This is a genomic window from Stenotrophomonas sp. SMYL86, from assembly GCF_036320025.1.
Classification (GTDB): domain Bacteria; phylum Pseudomonadota; class Gammaproteobacteria; order Xanthomonadales; family Xanthomonadaceae; genus Stenotrophomonas; species Stenotrophomonas maltophilia_A.
Window position 1 is genome coordinate 168,062 of the sequence record NZ_JAWIRU010000003.1, and the last position, 17,804, is coordinate 185,865.

Genomic DNA, 17,804 nt, shown 5'->3' on the forward strand with positions numbered 1-17,804 from the left:
ACATGAACAGGGTTGGATTGATCGCAGTGCTGGCCTGTACCGCTCCCGTCCACGCAGCCAGCCCTCTGTTGTCCGGCAGCTTCGTCCACGTTGGCTACTCGGGCAGCGACGAACAACTGCCGGCTGCGCAGTTGCCGCTGTTCCTGGATGAACTGCAGGACCTGGGCAACGACACGATCATCCTCGGTCAGGTGCGTGCCACCCGTGCCGGCGTCGGCTGCGCCAGCGGCGTGCAGGATTTCGAATGGATTGCCGGCTTTCCCGGCAAGCTCGGCACCGTGCTCGATGCGGCGGCCGCGCGCGGCATGAAGGTCGTGGTCGGCACCACCTACAGCTCGGGGCAGTGCGCCACCTTCTGGCAGGGGCAGAACGCAACGGCCGTGGCACAGGATGCGGCGCAGTCGCTGGCCCAGCTGGGCCAACAGTACGGATCGCATCCGGCGTTCGCTGGCTGGTACATCACCGACGAGCCAGCACAGGTGCCGGCTGATCGCGCGCCGTTCTACCGTGCGATCGTGACGGCGCTCAAAGGCAGTACACCCTCGCAGCCGGTGATGGTGGCCCCCTACCTGGCGTCATCCAGCGTGGATCCGGCCAGCGTGGGCCGGGCTGCTGCACAGTTCCGTACGGCCACCGGCGTGGATGTGCAGATCTGGCAGGACGGCATCGGCGCCGCCTCGCATGCACGCCTGTTCCAGTGGGATCGCCCGGGTCATTCCACCGAGGCGTATTACGAGGCGCTGTCGGCGGCGCTGGGGGCCAGCGGCCTGTGGGCCGACATCGAACTGTTCAACCATGGCAGTCCCTTGTTCCTGGAAACCGGCAACGGATTGTCCGGTGCCTATCGCTCCGCGTCGGTGCAGCGTATCAACCAGCAGTTGTGGAGCGCGCGTTCGGCCGGCAAGCGCGTTGCCTGGCTCAACCAGTACCACATGTCCGAGGTGGTCGGCCCCGGCCAGGGCTATGCCGAATCGTCGCGGATGATGAACACCTATCGCGGGCTGTATGGGCTCGGCGCGTCCTACCTCGTCGATCCGGTGCAGACCACCTACAGCTACAGCGTGACGCCGGATGCGAACTATCCCGACAGCACCGGGCATGAACTGTTCGATCGTCGGGTGGGGGATCCGCGCAACCCGATGGATGCAGGCTGGGTAGGCGTGCATGGCAACGCCAGCATCACCATCGACCTGGGCCAGCGCCGGCGGGTGGACTGGATCGGCCTGCATACGATGACCCGCCCGGCGTGGGGCATCGTCACGCCGACAGCTGTGGAGGTGATGTGTGCCGAGCCGGGCGCCGCTGCGGTGAAGATCGGTGTGCTGTCGGCGCCATTCACCCAGGCCGGACTGAGCGGTTCGACCGAAGAGGAATACGTGCTGGGCAACGCCGCGCCGCTGGCCGCGCAGTGCCGCACGCTGGAGCTGCGGTTGGCCAATGGCAGCTGGACGTTCCTCAGCGAAATCGAGATGGCGGCCGAGCAGTAAGCGCCTCAGCGTTGGGGCGTGCCGCGCAGTCGCTGCGCGAACGGCCGCTGTTCAAGTGCCTGCAGTGCGTCGCGCAGCACCTGCTCCAATGACTGTCCAAGATCGGCATCGAGGCTGCGCGCCGCGCGTGCCGTGGCCTGCCACTGCGCCTGCAGCGCCGGCAACGCCTGCAACGCGCGCGGGCTCAGCTGCAGGATGCGCTCGCGGCTGTCTTCACCGACCGCAGCGTGCAGCCAGCCGTCGCGCACCATAGCTGAAACCGTCTGGCTGAGCGCCGAATGGCTGAGCCCGCAGGCCAGTGCGAGATCCTTGATGCGGCAGGGTCCCTGCGCCATCAGCGTGCGCAGCACCGGGGTGTAGCGCGGCCGGTAGTCCAGTTTCAGGTCGCGGTAGGCCTGCTCGACCGCCGGGTCCAGCTGGTCGAGCAGGGCCCGCAGCAGTGTTCCCAGGGTGGCATGTTGGAGATCCATGGTGGCGATGATATATAAGCGCTTACATATCATCAACATGGGGTGCGGTCATGGCGGTTTCGTGGATCCTGGGCGCGCTGCTGGCGGCGTCCTGCCCGGCCCAGGACGCGGTGCTGCAGGCGGCGGCCACGGCGATACAGGCGCAGTACCTGGACGTGGCCGAAGGCGCGCACATTGCCGAGGCCGTGCGCGGCTGGTCCACCCAGCAGCGCTATGTGGACAGCTGCGCGGACCCCAAGGCGTTCAGCGCACGCTTGAACCAGGATCTGGACGTGTTCGATGGCCACTTCCATGTCGAGCGGGTGGATGCCCGCGCCGGCCAGGACGACTGGCTGATGGCCTGGCGCGCGGATGCGCGCAGCAATGGTGCGGGCGTGCGCGAGGTGCGGGTGCTGGAAGGCAACATCGGTTACCTGCGCCTGAGCACCTTCTATCCGCTCGATCTGGCCCGGCCGAAGCTGGCTGCTGCCTTCACCCTGCTGGCCGACACCGATGGCCTGGTGCTGGACCTGCGCCAGAACGGTGGTGGCGATGACGGCAGTGCGGACCTGCTGGTGCGGGCCCTGCTGGCGCCGGAGATCACCCAGGTGCAGTCACTGCAACGCCGTGGCCAGCGCAGTCCGGTACCGTTGCCACCGGCGAGCCTGGGGCTGTACCTGAAGCCGCTGGTGGTGCTGATCGACCGCCGCACCGGGTCGGCCGCCGAATTCGTCGCGTACTCGCTGCAGGCGCAGGGGCGGGCACGTGTCGTTGGTAGTCGAAGTGGCGGCGCGGCACATATGTTCGATGATCCTGTGCTGCTGCCGGATGGCTATCAGATCAGCATTCCCGACCGGCAGCCGATCAACCTCCGTACCGGAACCAACTGGGAACGCACCGGCGTCACGCCTGATGCAGCAGGCGGTGACGATCCGCTGTTCGTCGCCCGCCAGCTGCTGGCCCAATCGGTATCGCCAGAATGAACGCACAATTGCAACCACGCCCTATCGCAGACGACATGCAGCGTGCCTAGAATCGATGCATCCCGGTAGTTCCCGGGCGCTTCGAGTGAATGGACTCAATGAAGATTCTGTTGACCGGCAGTTCCGGGCGGATCGGGCGTGCGATCTTCGGCGCGCTGGCGGCGGCCCACGAAGTGGTGGGGCTGGATCGCAGCCCATTCGCCACCACCCGCATCATTGCCGATGTCACCGATCGTCAGGCCGTGATGCGGGCAGTGCAGGGCGTCGACGCGGTGATCCATACCGCCGCCCTGCACGCACCCCATGTCGGCCTGGTGCCGGATGCGGTATTCCAGCAGATCAATGTGGAGGCGACCGCACACCTGTTGCAGGCTGCCCGCGAGGCCGGTGCACGCCGCTTCGTGCTGACCAGCACCACGGCGCTGTATGGCCATGCGGTGGTGGCGGGCGGTTGCCGCTGGATCGATGAAGATACCGAGCCGCTGCCACGCACCATCTATCATCGCAGCAAGCTGCAGGCCGAGGCGTTGGCTGAAGCCGCTGCGGCGCCGGGCTTCAGCGTGCGCGTGCTGCGCATGGCCCGCTGTTTCCCCGAGCCACCGGAGCGGATGGCGATGTTCCGCCTGCACCGCGGCATCGACGCGCGCGACGTGGCCAGCGCACATGCCGCGCTGCTGCACGATGAGGGCGCTGCCTTCGCACGCTACATTGCCTGCGCACCGACGCCGTTCCTGCGCGAGGATTGCCTGGAACTGGCGACCCAGCCGCGCAGGGTGCTGGCCCGCCGCGCCCCGCAGTTGCTGGCCGAGTTCGAGCGCCGTGGCTGGCCGCTGCCGCTGAGCATTGACCGCGTCTACGACAGTGCACTGATGCGCCGCACATTGGGCTGGCAGCCGCGCTTCGGCCCGGACGACGTGCTGCAGCAGTACGCGGTTGGCAGCATCGAGGTGCTGCCGCGGGCCGAATGGATCAAGGACCGCGTGGCCGAATAGGGCGGCAGCAGGGCGGGTTCCTGACCCGACCCTGAGCAGGTTCAGGAATGTGCAGATGGACCGCCTCAACCTCGTTCGCAGGCGGCCGCTAACCCGGTGCGCTTCCAGCGCCGGGCGTGTCCCGGCGGCCGGTGGCCTGCGCGACGGATCGCGCACCTGCGCGGTGCCCTCGCGGTGCCGGTCGTCCTGAACTGCCTTGCGGACCCTTCCATGCCTTCTCCCCGTTCCGCCGCTGCCCGCCGCCCGGGCAGCATCGCCCACAAGCTGATGCTGGGCACCGCTGCGATCGCGCTGCTGTGCTTCGGCCTGACTGCGTTCCTGATCTACCGCCAGGCCAGCGCCAGCCTGATCGACGCCTCGCGCCAGACCATGGCCAGCGAAGCCACCGCCGAAGCCCGCCAGGTCGCGGCCGATCTGGGCACCGCCTTTGCCAGCAACGACGCCATGGTCGAGGCCGTGCTCGCCCAGCGCGCGCGCGGCGATGTTCCGGACCGTGCCAGCCTGGCTGCCGTGCTGGGCGAGCAGCTGCGCACCCACCCCGAGTGGCTGGGCAAGAGCACCATGTGGGAGGCCGACGCCTTCGATGGCAAGGATGCCGAGTTCGTCAACACCGAAGCGCACGATGCCACCGGTCGTTACATGAGCTACTGGGCCTGGCACGACGGCAAGCCGCAGCAGTCGACGATGACCGACTACACCGAGACGGCCAGTGGCTCCGGTGACTGGTACATGGTGCCCAGCCGCGACAAGCTGGCGAAGGTAAGCGAGCCCTACGCCTACGACATCGGTGGCCAGCAGGTGCTGATGAGCACGCTGAGCACGCCGATCATCGAAAACGGCCGGTTCCTCGGTGTATTCACTGTGGACTTCTCGCTGGCGGCGCTGCAGAAGCACCTGGCCACGCTGAAGCCGATGGGCGCCGGGCGCGTCGAACTGCTCTCGCCCAATGGCGTGGTGCTGGCCTCGGCCAATGCCGCCGAAATCGGCAAGCCGCGTGGCGACGCATTGACCCGCAGCATGCTGGCAGACATCGCCGCCGACCGCCGGTTCGAAGCCTTCACTCCGGATGCCGCCGGCAACGTGCGCGTATACGTGCCGCTGCGTGTGGGCGATGCGCCGCAGCGCTTTGCACTGGGTGTGGTGATGCCGCACGCGGTGATCGTGGCCGAGGCGCGCCAGCTGCTGTGGCTGACCCTGCTGGTTGGTGTGGTGGCCGCGCTGACGCTGAGTGCCGGTGTCTATGTGCTGCTGCGCCGGTTGGCGATCCGCCCACTGGCCGAAGCCGTGCGCGTGGCCGGCGACGTCGCCGCGGGCAAGCTGGACAGCACCCTGCCGGCACGCAGCAACGACGAAGTGGGCCGCCTGCTGGACGCGATGCAGGGCATGCGGGGGCAGCTGCAGTCGGTGATGGCGGCGCAGGCGGAAATGGCGCGTCGCCATGACGCCGGTGAAATCAGCTACCGCATGGACGCCTCGGCGTTCCCGGGTGAGTACGGCCGGATGGTCGCTGACAGCAACCAGCTGGTGGCCTCCAGCAACGCCGTCACCCAGCGCCTGGTCGACGTGATGCAACGCTATGCGGTGGGTGACCTGAGCGTGGACATGGAAGCGCTGCCGGGCGAGAAGGCGGTGTTCACCGCTGCAATGGCCACCACCAAGAGCAACCTGGCGGCGATCAACGATCAGATCCAGCAGCTGGCCGCCGCCGCAGCGGCCGGCGATTTCGCGGTGCGCGGCGACACGCTGCGCTTCGACCACGACTTCCGCCGCATGGTGGAAACCCTCAACACCATGATGCAGGTCAGCGACCACAACCTGGCCGAGCTGTCGACGCTGCTGCGCGCGATTGCCGCAGGCGACCTCAGCGCGCGCATGCAGGGCGACTTCCACGGCGTGTTCGCGGTGATGCGCGACGATGCCAACAGCACCGTGCAGCAGCTGACCCAGATCGTTGGCCAGATCCAGCAGTCGGCGGCCAGCATCCGCCTGGCGGCGGGTGAGATTGCCGCCGGCAACAGTGACCTGTCGCGCCGCACCGAGCAGCAGGCGGCGAACCTGGAAGAGACCGCGGCCTCGATGGAAGAGCTGACCTCCACGGTGCGCCAGAATGCCGACCACGCGCTGCAGGCCAACACCCTGGCCGGCTCCGCAGCGGGCGTGGCCAGCGAAGGCGGGCAGGTGGTCAGCCAGGTGGTGCAGACCATGGAACAGATCGAGGCCTCCTCGCAGCGCATTGCCGAGATCATTTCGGTAATCGATGGCATCGCGTTCCAGACCAACATCCTGGCGTTGAACGCGGCGGTGGAAGCGGCGCGTGCCGGCGAACAGGGCCGCGGATTCGCCGTGGTCGCCAGCGAAGTGCGCGCGCTGGCCCAGCGCTCGGCAGGTGCGGCCAAGGAGATCAAGGAGCTGATCGACGCTTCGGTGGCGCAGGTCGGCGCCGGTGCACAGCTGGTGCACGGCGCGGGCCGCACCATGCAGGAAATCGTCGGCCAGGTCGGCCGAGTGAACGAGATCATGGCCGAGATCTCGGCAGCCTCGCGCGAGCAGTCGGCGGGCATCGAGCAGGTCAACCAGACCGTGGTGCAGATGGACGAGACCACCCAGCAGAACGCCGCACTGGTGGAAGAGGCCAGTGCCGCCGCGCGTGCGATGGAAGAACAGGCCGAGCAGCTGGCGGTGGCGGTCTCGCGCTTCCGCCTGCAGGCCGAGCCGGTGGCTACGGTCCGCCGCGCGGCCTGATCCTGTTGCGCGCACATGAAGACGCCCGGCCAAGGCCGGGCGTCTTCATGTCTGCTTGATGCTATGCCAGGCCGGAGTGCGGCGGCAGCATCGCGTCAGAACATGCCTTCGAAGGGATTCCAGCTGGCTTTGCCCTTCACCTGCTCCAGGTAGTAGCTGTAGTTGGTGCTGGCGGCAACCAGGAAGTTCATGGCGATGAACAGCGGGCGCGCGATGATGTCCGGCAGGAACAGGGACACGATGCCCAGCACGAGGCCGATGCCGATCACCACCAGCGCCTTGCGCCACATGCCCAGAATGAACAGGTAGATGAAGCCGAAGAAGAAGGCGAAGAAGTTGATGTTGATCTTGAGGCGGTCGCCGAAGGACAGCGCCTTCCAGGCTTCCTTGAAGCGCGGCTCCTTCGGAGCGCCGTGCTGCTGGAAGAAATTGAAGCGGAACTGCCACTTCGGGCTGAAGCGGGAGAGGTCGACGGCGTTCATTGACGATTACGTCCTTGTAGGAAAACGGTTACATGATACGAGGCCTACGGTTCAGGAAACTACCCTCAACCGTCAAAAATGTGACGCGCCCGGCATGTGCAGGCCTGCGGCGGGGCGCCGCACCGTCACCCATCCGCCTTGTTTTTAGGATAGGGTGCGCAGTTCCGCTGCCGCCCCAGCTGAACCCGGGCGGCGGCGGGATGTCCATGGAGGTTGCATGACCACACCTGCTATACCGGAAAACGCACCGGGACCGGTGCTCCTGCCGACACCTGAAGTGGTGCAGGCACAACAACTGCTCGCACGCCAGCAACTGGCGCTAGCGATGGACCGTGCACGCACGGCCGCTACGCAGAACGCGGCCGCGGCCGCGCTGGAAAGCGAGTAATCCGCAACACCGCCGATCGCGCTGGCGTGCTGCCAGCGCGATCGCGGCGCGCGCCGCCGGTCAGAACCGCGCGGTCATGCTCATGAAGTAGCTGCGCCCGGCCACGAAGTAGTCGGTGGAGCCTTCGGCATACAGCTTCTTGTCGGCCAGGTTGCTGACACCGCCGCGCAGGGTCAGTACCTCGTTGACGTTCCAGGCTGCGGTCAGGTCATACAGGGTGTAGGCCTTGAGGAAGGTCGTGGCGGTACCGGTCTGCTTGCCGGTGTACTGCGCCGACAGGCTGCTGGAAAACACCGTGTTGGGTGTCCAGTCCAGCGACGAATAGCCGGAAAACTCCGGCGTATCGATCAGGTTCCTGCCGGTGGTCAGGTTCTTGGCTTCCTTCATCCAGGTGGCCGAAGTGCGCCAGCGCCACTGCTCGCCGAAGCGGACATTGAAGTTGCCTTCCATGCCACTGGTGCGCGCGCGCTGCACGTTGCTCATGCGCGTCCACCAGATGCCGTTGAACTTGCCCAGGGGCGCGTACTCGATCTTGTTCTTGAAGTCGGTATGGAAGTAGGTCAGGCCGGCATCGAACAGGTCATTGTCGAAGCTGATGCCGATCTCTCGGTTGGTGCTGGTTTCAGGGTCCAGGTCCGGGTTGCCGGCCATGTAGCAGCCACCGCGGGTATAGCCCAGCGGGATCAGCGAGGTGCAGCCGCGGCCGCCGGACTGGGTGGCCGCGCTGGGCGAGTTCTCGGTCAGGCTGGGCGCGCGGAAGCCCTTGGAAACACCACCGCGTATCGTCCACTGTTCGGCCGGGTGCCAGACCAGGTAGGCGCGGGGGCTGACGTGGCTGCCGAACTTCTCATGATGATCCAGGCGTGCGCCCACGGTCAGCGCCAGCGTGCGGTGCAGCTTCAGTTCGTCCTCGACAAACAATGCCCAGGTATCCACTTCCAGGTTGGAGCCGCTGACGGCATTGCCGGCATAGTCGATCGGCGCGCGGCCGATGGTATCGGTATTGGTCAGTTCCTGGCGCTTCCACTGGCCACCGACGGCGAACTGGTGTTCAACGCCCAGGGTGAACGGCGTGGTCAGGCTGCCTTCGATGATGGTATCGGTGGCCTCGGAGCGGCCGGTGGCACCGATGTCGTTCTTGTACTCGGTCCAGTACGCGCTGAGCTTCGAGTTGCCGAAGCTCCACTTGCCATCGTGGTTGAGTGCCAGCGAGCTGCGCTTGAGTTCGCTGGCACCCCAGGCGCCTTCGTCCTGCTTTTCCAGCGATGCGTCGATGAAGGCCTGCTGCACGCCGTGGCCGGCTTCCAGCGACAGTTCCTGCGCATCGCTGAGCTTCCACTGCAGCAGCGCGTCGACATTGCGGTCCTTCTCGCCGGCGTAGGCATTGCCATAGACACCACCGTTGGAGCGGTCCGAGTCGCGGCGCATGCTGTTGGCACCGATGCGCAGGCCGAAGCGCTCGCCGAGCGGGCCGGAGAACGTCGCACCGATCTGCTGGGTATCACCGCGCTTGCCATCACCCGGGCGGGTATAGCTGTGGGTGGCGCTGCCGTTCCAGTCATCGCCGATGCGCTTGGTGATGATGTTGATCACGCCGCCCATGGCGTCGGAGCCGTACAGCGACGACATTGGTCCGCGCACCACCTCGATGCGTTCGATCTGGTCGGGCGAGATCCAGTTCAGATCCTGGCGGCCGAGGTCGGGCCGGTAGTTGGTCGAGGCCGAGCTGCCCATGCGCTTGCCGTCCACCAGCACCAGCGTGTAATTGGACGGCATGCCACGCAGCTTGATCTTGGACTGCTCGCCGACCGCGCTGAGGCCACCGGTCACGCCCGGCACGCGGCTGAGCAGGGTGGCCAGGTCGTGCACGGGCTGGCGCTCGATGTCCTCGCGGCTGATCACGCTGATGCTGGCCGGTGCATCCTTGATCCATTGCTGGTTGCCCGAGGCGGTGACCACCACGGTATCCAGATCCTTGGTGGAGGCATCGGCGCTGGCCTCTGCGGCGGCCAGGCCGGGCAGGGCCAGCAGGCAGGCGGTGGCCAGAGCGCAGGCCAGGCGGGTGCGCGGCAGGCGCGCGGAAGGGGTACGGAACGACAGGGACATGACGGCTTCCATCGGAGGAGGGGGACCCGGTGGAAGCAGCAGGCGCACGCAGCAGGCAGCCCCCTTCCATGGGTCGTTGGGCGCTGGGTTGGAACCGGCGCAGCTGGGTGGGTCTCGGCCGTGCGGAAGACGGTGACCTGCCTGGTTAATGAAATGATAACCGTTCGCGTTTGTTACGATCCAGTACCTGGGGCGACCAAGTGACATCCGTTCCCCTGCCCCGGCACTCGCCTGCTGTTTGCTGAATGGGGATAAATCCCGGCGTAGACCTTCGCACTCGGCTTACATCCGGCGCCCTAGACTGAGCCGCATTTTCGATTCCGCCCCGTTGGAGATCGTGTGGGTTCCGGTAGTGACAGACAGCGACTGCGTGGCGTGACGCCGACGCAGCCAGGACAAGTGCGGGCGCCGGGAAAGCGCGCCGGGAACCTTGGTGCATGCAGCCCGGCCGGGATGGCCGGCCGTGCCGACTGCGCGGAGTAGGCGGCAATGGAGGTGCAGACCATCCATGCGGAAGCAGATACGTCCCGGCTTGATGCCGGCTGGACGCTGCTGCCGGCTGAATCGCCGTTGCAGATGCCTGAGCAGACCCTGCGCGAAGGCCAGCTGAAGGTTCGCCGCCACCGCACCTCGCCGCGGCTGATCGGCCTGCGCCGGTTCTATATCTTCGGCGGCACGCTGGCGATGACCGCCATCGCTACCCGGATGATGTGGCGGGTGCTGTCGGCCAATGGCATCAGCGTGCTCGAGGCCTGCCTGCTGGTGCTGTTTGTCGGCCTGTTCGCCTGGATCGCGCTGTCTTTCGCCAGCGCCGTGGCCGGCTTCCTGACTGCCGTGTTCGACCGGGGGTATCGCCTCGGCATCGACCCGGACAAGCCACTGCCGACGGTGCACAGCCGCACCGCGCTGCTGATGCCGACCTACAACGAAGATCCGCGCCGGCTGTTGGCCGGCCTGCAGGCGATCTACGAGTCGGTGGCCGCCACCGGCCAGCTCGACCGGTTCGACTTTTTCGTGCTCAGTGATACCCGGCGCGAAGACATCGCACGGGCCGAGGAGCAGGTGTTCGCCGAACTGCGTGAGCGCGTGCCCGATGGCCAGGCGCGGCTGTTCTACCGCCGCCGTGGCGACAACAGCGGGCGCAAGGCCGGCAACATCGCCGACTGGGTCCGCCGCTTCGGCGGCGCCTACCCGCAGATGCTGATCCTGGACGCCGACAGCCTGATGACCGGCGACAGCATCGTGCGCCTGGTCGCGGGCATGGAGCACAACGCCGACGTCGGCCTGATCCAGACCCTGCCGTCGGTGATCGGCGGGCGCACCCTGTTCGCGCGCATGCAGCAGTTCGGCGGCCGTGTGTACGGTCCGGTGATCGCCCGTGGCGTGGCCTGGTGGCACGGTGCCGAGAGCAATTACTGGGGCCACAATGCCATCATCCGCACCCGCGCCTTCGCCGATCAGGCCGGGCTGCCGGCGCTGCCGGGGCGCAAGCCGTTCGGTGGCCACGTGCTCAGTCATGACTTCGTCGAAGCGGCGCTGATGCGTCGTGGCGGCTGGGCCGCGCACATGGTGCCGTACCTGGGCGGCAGCTATGAAGAAGGTCCGCCGACCCTGACCGACCTGCTGGTGCGTGACCGCCGCTGGTGCCAGGGCAACCTGCAGCACGGCAAGGTGGTCGGCAGCCGTGGCCTGCACTGGATCAGCCGCATGCACATGCTGATCGGCATCGGTCATTACTTCACTGCGCCGATGTGGGCGATGCTGATGCTGATCGGCATCGCCATCCCGTTGTTCCAGGAAGGCATCGATTTCAACGCCCTGCTGCACCTGTCGCCCAGCGTGTACTGGCGGGCCCAGGACGAGGAACAGGTGGTGCGCCTGTTCGCGGCGACCATGGCGGTGCTGTTGCTGCCCAAGGTGCTGGGTTACCTGGCGATGCTGCTGGACCCGGTCGACCGCCGCGGGTGTGGCGGTGCCCTGCGCGCGTTCGTCTCGATGCTGGTGGAAACCGTATTGGCCGCGTTGATGGCGCCGGTGGTGATGTACGTGCAGTCGCGCGGCGTGGCCGAAGTGCTGTCCGGCCGCGATTCGGGCTGGGACGCGCAGCAGCGTGACGATGGTGGCATTTCGTGGCTGGCGCTGATCCGTGGCTACGGTGGGCTGGGGGTGTTCGGCGCCTTCATGGGCATGCTGGCCTGGGCGGTGTCGCCATCGCTGGCCGCGTGGATGGCGCCGGTGGTGATCGGCATGGTGCTGGCGGTACCGGTGGTGGCACTGACGTCTTCGCGTGGCCCCGGCGCCTTCCTGCACCGTCTTGGCCTGCTTGATATCCCCGAGGAGAACATCCCGCCGCCGGTGCTGGTACGCGCCGCGCAGCTGCGCCGGGAAGCGGCCGAACAACCGCCGCTGTACTGATCGTCCCGCGGCAGCGGCATAATGCGGCTCGAACTTGAAGGAGCCGCATCATGCTGCAAACGGTGGAACAGGAGACCGGCGCCTCGCCGCAGTGGTCGGTGATCTGGCTGCACGGCCTCGGTGCCGATGGCCACGACTTCGCGCCGATCGTGCCGGAGCTGGTGCGTCCGCATTGGCCGGCGCTGCGCTTCGTGTTCCCGCATGCACCGGTGCGGCCGATCACGATCAACAACGGCGTGCCGATGCGCGGCTGGTACGACATCGTCGGCATGGATTTCCGTTCGCGCGCCGACATGGTGGGCGTGCAGGAATCGGTGGTGCAGCTGGATGCGCTGATCGCGCGCGAGATCGAGCGTGGCATCGCGCCGGAGAAGATCTTCCTGGCCGGTTTCTCGCAGGGGGGCGCGATCATCCTGACCGCCGCGCTGTCACGCACTGCGCCGCTGGCCGGCCTGATCGCGCTGTCCACCTACCTGCCCGAAGCCGACGGCGCAAAGCGCGCTGAAGGCGCCGTGCAGGTGCCGGTGTTCATGGCCCATGGCAGCAGCGATCCGGTGATTCCGCAGGCGGTGGCCGCACACAGTGCGCAGGCACTGCAGGCGCTGGGCCTGGAGGTGGAATGGCACAGTTACCCGATGGCCCACCAGGTCTGCGCCGAAGAGATCCAGGCGCTGGGTGACTGGTTGCAGGAACGCCTGGGCGCTGCCTGACCCATGCCGCCGGCCAGCGCCCCGCCCTGGATGCCGGAACTGTGCCGCCTGCCGCGGCTGGCGGCGATGCTCGGCCTGGCCGAACTGGTGGTGGTGGTGCTGGCCCTGGCCCCGGATGGCAGCCGCCACTGGACTGTGGGCGAACTGCTGTCGGCCAGTGGTTTCGCGTTGTGGCTGGCGCTGGCCGTAACGGCCAGCCTGTGTCTGCTGCGGAACGCGTTGTCGAGGTTGCCACAGGTTCTGGGGGCGGTCTCGGCCATCGCACTGGCGACGCTGATCGCGGTGGTCTGCGCGGGCATCGTGCATGCCCTGTACGCGGTGCTTGGCGACAGCTTCGCCCGCGGCATCAGCTTCTGGCGCTTCACGCTGGGCAGCGCGGCGACGACGGCGCTGATCACAGCCTTGGCCCTGCGCTACTTCTATGTGAGTGATCGCTGGGCCGCGCAGGTACAGGCCAACGCACGCGCACAGGCCGATGCCCTGCAGGCGCGGATCCGCCCGCATTTCCTGTTCAACAGCATGAACCTGATCGCCAGCCTGCTGCATCGCGACCCGGTCGTGGCCGAGCGTGCGGTACTGGACCTGTCCGATCTGTTCCGTGCCGCGCTGGGGGCAGGCGAGGGTGATTCCACCCTGCGTGACGAATGCGAGCTGGCCGAGCGCTACCTGTCGATCGAATCACTGCGCCTGGGCGAGCGCCTGCAGGTGCGCTGGCAGCGCGACGAACCGCTGCCCTGGGATCTTCCCCTGCCTCGCCTGGTACTGCAGCCGCTGGTGGAGAACGCCGTGCTGCATGGCATCTCGCGGCTGCCCGAGGGTGGCACCATCGAGTTGCAGCTGATGCGCGAGGGTAATGAACTGCAGATCTGCGTGCGCAATCCGGCGCCCGACCCGCAGGCCCCCGGGCTGGCCCTGGCGCGCGGTGCCGGCCATGCCCAGCACAGCATCGGCCATCGGCTGGCCTGGCGCTTCGGCAGCGCCGCGCGGATGACGGCTGGCTGGAGCGAGGGCTACTATGCCTGCCAGGTGACAGTGCCGATCCAGTGAGGGAGCGATCGTGAGGGTAGTCATCGCCGATGACGAACCGCTGGCGCGTGAGCGCCTGCGCAGCCTGTTGGCCGCGCAGGACGGCGTGGATGTGGTGGCCGAAGCCGGCAACGGCGAGCAGGCCCTGCACGCGTGCGCGGAGCTGCAGCCGGACCTGGTCCTGCTGGATATCGCCATGCCCGGGCTGGATGGCCTGGAAGCCGCCCGCCACCTGGCCAGCTTCGAGCCGCGGCCGGCGGTGGTGTTCTGCACCGCCTACGATGCGCATGCGCTGTCGGCGTTCGAGGCGGCAGCGATTGATTACCTGATGAAGCCGGTACGTGCCGAGCGTCTGGCCGCGGCCATCGCGCGCGCGCGCACGTTCCTGGCCGGCCGTGATGGCCAGCCACAGGACCACCGCGGGCAGCAGGCGCGCAGCATGCTGTGCGCGCGCCTGCGCGGCAGCCTGCGCTTGATTCCGTTGGACGACATCCATTACCTGCAGGCCGAAGAGAAGTACGTGGTGGTGCACCACGCGCGCGGCGAAGACCTGATCGAGGAATCGTTGAAGTCGCTGGAGGAAGAGTTCGCCAGCCGCTTCATCCGCATCCATCGCAACTGCCTGGTGGCGCGCCATGAGCTGGTGGAGCTGCGTCGTGGGACGGGTGGGCAGGTGCAGGCGATGTTGCGCCATGGCAAGCAACCGCTGGAAGTCAGCCGCCGCTGCGTGGCGACGCTGAAGCAGGAACTGCGGCATCTGTGAGTGTTCCGCGCGGCCTGCGGCCGCGACTGCTTACGAGCAACGTCTGAAGCAACAGCAACAGCAACAGCAACAGCAACGGCGGGTCATGGCTCGGTGTTTCTACGTGCTGGGTGAGGCGGGATGGGCGGGCGGGACACGCCGTAAACCCATCCATGGGGTCTCGATGGCGCCTTGCTCGTGTGCGCAATCCTGCGCACACGGCAAGACCGGGGTTGGGCGTCCTGCCCAACCCGCCCGAGGCATGCCTCGGGCCCATGGCGCCAACGGTCCCGCCACCCCACCCCGGCGCAACCCTCTCGTTCTCCACTGCATCGGACAGCAAAAGCATTGTTGTTATCGGGTGGGGAGAGAAATGTAGAGTCGAGCCATGCTCGACTCAGAGCGAAGCGACCCGCTGTTGCTCTGCTCTTCTTTTGATCTTCCGTGGCTGGCGCACACGGAAACTGTCATAGGTCGGGCGGGATGGGCTGCGCAGGGGCGTGAGCCGCATGGATGCGGCGACCGAGCTTACATGGACGTACTTGCAGCGTCCCCTGCGTGGTCCATCCCGCCCGGCCAAGCACGGCTGTTGCTTCAACCGTACCCCCCACCAGCCACGAGGGGCTCCGCCGTTGGCCGTATCCCGCCGATAGGCGCGATAATGACCGGATGGAAACCGTCCGCATCGCCACCCGCAAGAGCCCGCTCGCCCTCTGGCAGAGCGAACACGTCGCCGATCGCCTGCGCCAGGCCCACCCCGGCCTGCATGTGGAACTGGTGCCGATGAGCACCCGCGGTGACGAGGTGCTGGACCGCTCGCTGGCCGCCATCGGTGGCAAGGGCCTGTTCCTGAAGGAACTGGAGCTGGCCATGCTGCGTGGTGAGGCCGACTGCGCCGTGCATTCGCTGAAGGATGTGCCGATGGAACTGGATGAACCCTTCGCGCTGCCGGCGATGCTGACCCGCCACGATCCGGCCGATGGTTTCGTCTCCAACCTGTACGCCTCGCTGGATGCGCTGCCGATCGGTGCGCGGGTTGGCACCTCGTCGCTGCGCCGCCAGGCCCAGCTGCGCGCGCTGCGCCCGGACCTGGAACTGCTGGACCTGCGCGGCAACGTCAACACCCGCCTGGCCAAGCTCGACAACGGTGGCTACGACGCCATCGTGCTGGCCGTGGCCGGCCTGGAGCGTCTGGGCCTGGGCGCGCGCATCGTCGCGCGCCTGCAACCGCCGCAGTGGCTGCCGGCCCCGGCGCAGGGCGCGGTGGCGGTGGAGTGCGACGGTGGCAATGCGCGCCTGATGGCGCTGTTCGCGGGCCTGGATGACGGGGAAACCCGTGCCTGCGTGGAAGCCGAGCGAGCGATGAACCGTGCGTTGCATGGCAGCTGCCACGTGCCGGTGGCGGCGATCGCGCAGTGGCAGGGGACCGACCTGCACCTGCAGGGCCTGGTCGGCAGTGCCAGTGATGGCCGTGCGGTGCGTGCCGAGGCGATCGGCCCGGCCAGTGACCCGGAAGCACTGGGCCAGCGCATGGCGAAGATGCTGCTGGATGCCGGTGCCGGCGAACTGCTGAACGTCTGAGCCATCGCAGGTAGTGGCGGGGGGGGGGGGGGGGGCGCCCCCCGCGGCGGGGGGGGGGGGGGGGCCGCCCCGCCGCCCGCCCCCGCCCCCCCCCCGCCACTACCGAAAGAAGAACGGGCGCCTTCGGCGCCCGTTTCTTATTTGAATTTGTAGACCACGTTCATCGTGGTCAGCGTATCGGTCTTGCGCTTGTCCTCGGCCACGTCACTGTTGTAACGCGCCTGCCAGCCGGCCTTCAGCGCCAGATGTTCGTTCATGCTCACCGAAACACCGAAGTCGTTCTGGCCGAAGGTGTTGTAGGAACCCGACTCGACCAGCAGGGTGTTGACCAGGTCGGTGTTGTCGGTCAGCGAGTACTTCATGTCGAACAGGCCGCGGCCGATCATGCCGGTGCGGGTGCGGTCGTCCTCGGTGCTGTGGGTGCGGCGCACACCGGGGCCGATCTGCGCGTCGAACGAGAAACGCTCGGTGTTCCACAGGCGGGTGCCGTAACCCAGACCGAACGAGCTCTGGCGGTCGTAGGTGGCGAAGTCATCGCGCTCGGTACGCACCGTGGCCGTCAGCTGGCGGTGCTCGCCCAGCTGCAGCGCGCTGCCGGCACTGCCGGTGTAACGGTTGGCGGTGGTGTTGTTGCGGCGGCTGGTGGAGCCGTCGTCGCGGGTCTCGATCACCTTGGAGCTGGAGCGCAGGCCAGCCAGGTCCATGCTGTGCACCCAGTCGCCATCGGTGTAGCGCAGGCGCAGGCGGCCGTTGAAGCTCTCGGTGCTGCTGTTGCCGCGTGCCGAAGCGAAACCGAGCTCGCCGCCACTGCCGCTCCACGGCGAGGACATCGCCGCCAGTTCGGAGGCATCCTGCGCATACGCGAGCGGTGCGCACAGCAGCAGGGGGATCAGCAGGGACACGCGTAGGGACATCGGGGCTTCTCCGAAGCGGTTGACAGCCGGTGATGATACTGGAAGCGTGATGGCGGTCCGAATCGATCCAAACGGTTTCTTCAGCAGGCGTTGCCGCGATCGCCTATTCAGGGCAGATCGACGCGCAATGCCGGGTCGTTGAAGCGCGAATAGCGCAGGCGCAGCTGGAAGCTGCGGCCATTGCTGCTGCCGCTGCGTACGATCTGCCGCGGCAGGCCCTGCGCGTCCACCCAGTACTCCAGGCGTTCGCCGGGCTGCGCGCCACGCAGGCGGTAGTGACGCGTCTCGACCCCGTCCAGCGACTGGCTGCCCAGGTCTTCGGCCTGCAGATCGGCGGGCAGGGCATCGGCCGGCAGCGGGTTGCGCCATTGCTCGAGCAGGCCCGGCGGGGTCGGCACCTGCCGGATCGCGTCGTCGGCCTGCAGGAACATGGTGTCGCCGATGATCGTCTGCGGACCGGCCGGGGTCTGCACCCGGAAGCGGTCGGGGGCGACGAAGTCCATGGCGCTGCGCACCGGCTGGGGCGCGCCCAGCACCTCCAGTTCGGCGTGGAAGCTGCGCAGGGCCGAGAAGCGCTGGCTGGCGCCCAGCACCGCCTGCGCCGGATCCGCCGCAGGCACGGGCGCTTCGGTGCTGGCCGGCGCGGGCGCGCGATCACAGGCGGCCAGCAGCAGGCAGGCCAGCAGGGACAGGGCAGGCAACCGGCGCATCGGGTGTTCCAGAGGGGTGGGGGCGACCACGATAGCCCAAACGTCCCACACAAGACCCGCGACTCGGACATAATCGG

General features: G+C 67.5%; 15 protein-coding genes. 10 read left to right on the top strand and 5 right to left on the bottom strand.

Annotation, left to right across the window (positions count from 1 at the left end):
- Positions 1–2 precede the first annotated feature (2 nt).
- Positions 3–1,487: a DUF4434 domain-containing protein gene (locus tag V3B64_RS05580; RefSeq protein ID WP_329893365.1), complete on the top strand. Its 1,485-nt coding sequence runs from the start codon at positions 3–5 to the stop codon at positions 1,485–1,487.
- A gap of 5 nt (positions 1,488–1,492) precedes the next feature.
- On the opposite strand, the gene V3B64_RS05585 is transcribed toward V3B64_RS05580, so the two are convergent.
- Entirely contained in the window at positions 1,493–1,957 is a 465-nt protein-coding gene (locus V3B64_RS05585) for a MarR family transcriptional regulator (RefSeq protein WP_032128584.1), read from the bottom strand.
- A 50-nt stretch (positions 1,958–2,007) separates the two neighbouring features.
- Between V3B64_RS05585 and V3B64_RS05590 the strand changes: the two genes are divergently transcribed.
- The 3 genes from V3B64_RS05590 to V3B64_RS05600 all read left to right on the top strand — a co-directional run bounded on the left by V3B64_RS05590 (position 2,008) and on the right by V3B64_RS05600 (position 6,653).
- The gene (locus tag V3B64_RS05590) at positions 2,008–2,919 is read left to right on the top strand and encodes a S41 family peptidase (RefSeq protein WP_329913789.1); all 912 of its coding nucleotides are present in this window, start codon (positions 2,008–2,010) and stop codon (positions 2,917–2,919) included.
- 98 nt (positions 2,920–3,017) lie between these two features.
- The gene (locus tag V3B64_RS05595) at positions 3,018–3,911 is read left to right on the top strand and encodes an NAD(P)-dependent oxidoreductase (RefSeq protein WP_049423766.1); all 894 of its coding nucleotides are present in this window, start codon (positions 3,018–3,020) and stop codon (positions 3,909–3,911) included.
- 210 nt (positions 3,912–4,121) lie between these two features.
- The gene (locus V3B64_RS05600; protein WP_032128587.1) at positions 4,122–6,653 is read left to right on the top strand and encodes a methyl-accepting chemotaxis protein; all 2,532 of its coding nucleotides are present in this window, start codon (positions 4,122–4,124) and stop codon (positions 6,651–6,653) included.
- Between the two features lie 95 nt (positions 6,654–6,748).
- Here V3B64_RS05600 and V3B64_RS05605 read toward each other — a convergent pair whose 3' ends face one another.
- Positions 6,749–7,135 (bottom strand): DUF2628 domain-containing protein, encoded by a 387-nt coding sequence (locus tag V3B64_RS05605; RefSeq protein ID WP_071227807.1) that lies wholly within the window; start codon positions 7,133–7,135, stop codon positions 6,749–6,751.
- 217 nt (positions 7,136–7,352) lie between these two features.
- Here V3B64_RS05605 and V3B64_RS05610 point away from each other — a divergent pair, with 217 nt between their 5' ends.
- Positions 7,353–7,523 carry a hypothetical protein gene (locus tag V3B64_RS05610; RefSeq protein ID WP_329913790.1) on the top strand — a complete coding sequence of 57 codons (171 nt, stop codon included), beginning with the start codon at positions 7,353–7,355 and terminating at the stop codon, positions 7,521–7,523.
- Between the two features lie 60 nt (positions 7,524–7,583).
- Here the strand turns inward: V3B64_RS05610 and V3B64_RS05615 are convergent, their stop codons facing one another.
- Positions 7,584–9,629, bottom strand: a complete 2,046-nt coding sequence (locus V3B64_RS05615; protein ID WP_201117386.1) for a TonB-dependent receptor — start codon at positions 9,627–9,629, stop codon at positions 7,584–7,586.
- Between the two features lie 489 nt (positions 9,630–10,118).
- Between V3B64_RS05615 and mdoH the strand changes: the two genes are divergently transcribed.
- The 5 genes from mdoH to hemC all read left to right on the top strand — a co-directional run bounded on the left by mdoH (position 10,119) and on the right by hemC (position 16,103).
- Positions 10,119–12,044: a glucans biosynthesis glucosyltransferase MdoH gene (gene mdoH / locus V3B64_RS05620; protein ID WP_032128590.1), complete on the top strand. Its 1,926-nt coding sequence runs from the start codon at positions 10,119–10,121 to the stop codon at positions 12,042–12,044.
- Positions 12,045–12,094: 50 nt separating this feature from the next.
- A complete protein-coding gene (locus V3B64_RS05625; RefSeq protein WP_080291776.1) occupies positions 12,095–12,754 on the top strand; it encodes an alpha/beta hydrolase in 660 nt (219 codons plus the stop codon).
- A 3-nt stretch (positions 12,755–12,757) separates the two neighbouring features.
- On the top strand, positions 12,758–13,801 hold the full coding sequence (locus tag V3B64_RS05630; protein WP_177179491.1) for a sensor histidine kinase: 1,044 nt from the start codon (positions 12,758–12,760) through the stop codon (positions 13,799–13,801).
- A gap of 10 nt (positions 13,802–13,811) precedes the next feature.
- Positions 13,812–14,543: a LytTR family DNA-binding domain-containing protein gene (locus tag V3B64_RS05635; RefSeq protein WP_010481294.1), complete on the top strand. Its 732-nt coding sequence runs from the start codon at positions 13,812–13,814 to the stop codon at positions 14,541–14,543.
- A 648-nt stretch (positions 14,544–15,191) separates the two neighbouring features.
- Complete coding sequence (gene hemC / locus V3B64_RS05640; RefSeq protein WP_329913791.1) at positions 15,192–16,103, top strand: hydroxymethylbilane synthase; 912 nt, start codon at positions 15,192–15,194, stop codon at positions 16,101–16,103.
- Positions 16,104–16,240: 137 nt separating this feature from the next.
- On the opposite strand, the gene V3B64_RS05645 is transcribed toward hemC, so the two are convergent.
- Both V3B64_RS05645 and V3B64_RS05650 read right to left on the bottom strand, forming a co-directional pair.
- A complete protein-coding gene (locus tag V3B64_RS05645; RefSeq protein WP_010481298.1) occupies positions 16,241–17,017 on the bottom strand; it encodes a DUF481 domain-containing protein in 777 nt (258 codons plus the stop codon).
- A 107-nt stretch (positions 17,018–17,124) separates the two neighbouring features.
- A complete protein-coding gene (locus V3B64_RS05650; protein WP_049399177.1) occupies positions 17,125–17,727 on the bottom strand; it encodes a hypothetical protein in 603 nt (200 codons plus the stop codon).
- Positions 17,728–17,804 lie beyond the last annotated feature (77 nt).

Bases quoted from the DNA above. Each gene is read 5' to 3' on its own strand.
- V3B64_RS05580 (WP_329893365.1), top strand. From the start codon at position 3: ATGAACAGGGTTGGATTGATCGCAGTGCTGGCCTGTACCGCTCCCGTC.
- V3B64_RS05585 (WP_032128584.1), bottom strand. From the start codon at position 1,957: ATGGATCTCCAACATGCCACCCTGGGAACACTGCTGCGGGCCCTGCTC.
- V3B64_RS05590 (WP_329913789.1), top strand. From the start codon at position 2,008: ATGGCGGTTTCGTGGATCCTGGGCGCGCTGCTGGCGGCGTCCTGCCCG.
- V3B64_RS05595 (WP_049423766.1), top strand. From the start codon at position 3,018: ATGAAGATTCTGTTGACCGGCAGTTCCGGGCGGATCGGGCGTGCGATC.
- V3B64_RS05600 (WP_032128587.1), top strand. From the start codon at position 4,122: ATGCCTTCTCCCCGTTCCGCCGCTGCCCGCCGCCCGGGCAGCATCGCC.
- V3B64_RS05605 (WP_071227807.1), bottom strand. From the start codon at position 7,135: ATGAACGCCGTCGACCTCTCCCGCTTCAGCCCGAAGTGGCAGTTCCGC.
- V3B64_RS05610 (WP_329913790.1), top strand. From the start codon at position 7,353: ATGACCACACCTGCTATACCGGAAAACGCACCGGGACCGGTGCTCCTG.
- V3B64_RS05615 (WP_201117386.1), bottom strand. From the start codon at position 9,629: ATGTCCCTGTCGTTCCGTACCCCTTCCGCGCGCCTGCCGCGCACCCGC.
- mdoH (WP_032128590.1), top strand. From the start codon at position 10,119: ATGGAGGTGCAGACCATCCATGCGGAAGCAGATACGTCCCGGCTTGAT.
- V3B64_RS05625 (WP_080291776.1), top strand. From the start codon at position 12,095: ATGCTGCAAACGGTGGAACAGGAGACCGGCGCCTCGCCGCAGTGGTCG.
- V3B64_RS05630 (WP_177179491.1), top strand. From the start codon at position 12,758: ATGCCGCCGGCCAGCGCCCCGCCCTGGATGCCGGAACTGTGCCGCCTG.
- hemC (WP_329913791.1), top strand. From the start codon at position 15,192: ATGGAAACCGTCCGCATCGCCACCCGCAAGAGCCCGCTCGCCCTCTGG.
- V3B64_RS05645 (WP_010481298.1), bottom strand. From the start codon at position 17,017: ATGTCCCTACGCGTGTCCCTGCTGATCCCCCTGCTGCTGTGCGCACCG.
- V3B64_RS05650 (WP_049399177.1), bottom strand. From the start codon at position 17,727: ATGCGCCGGTTGCCTGCCCTGTCCCTGCTGGCCTGCCTGCTGCTGGCC.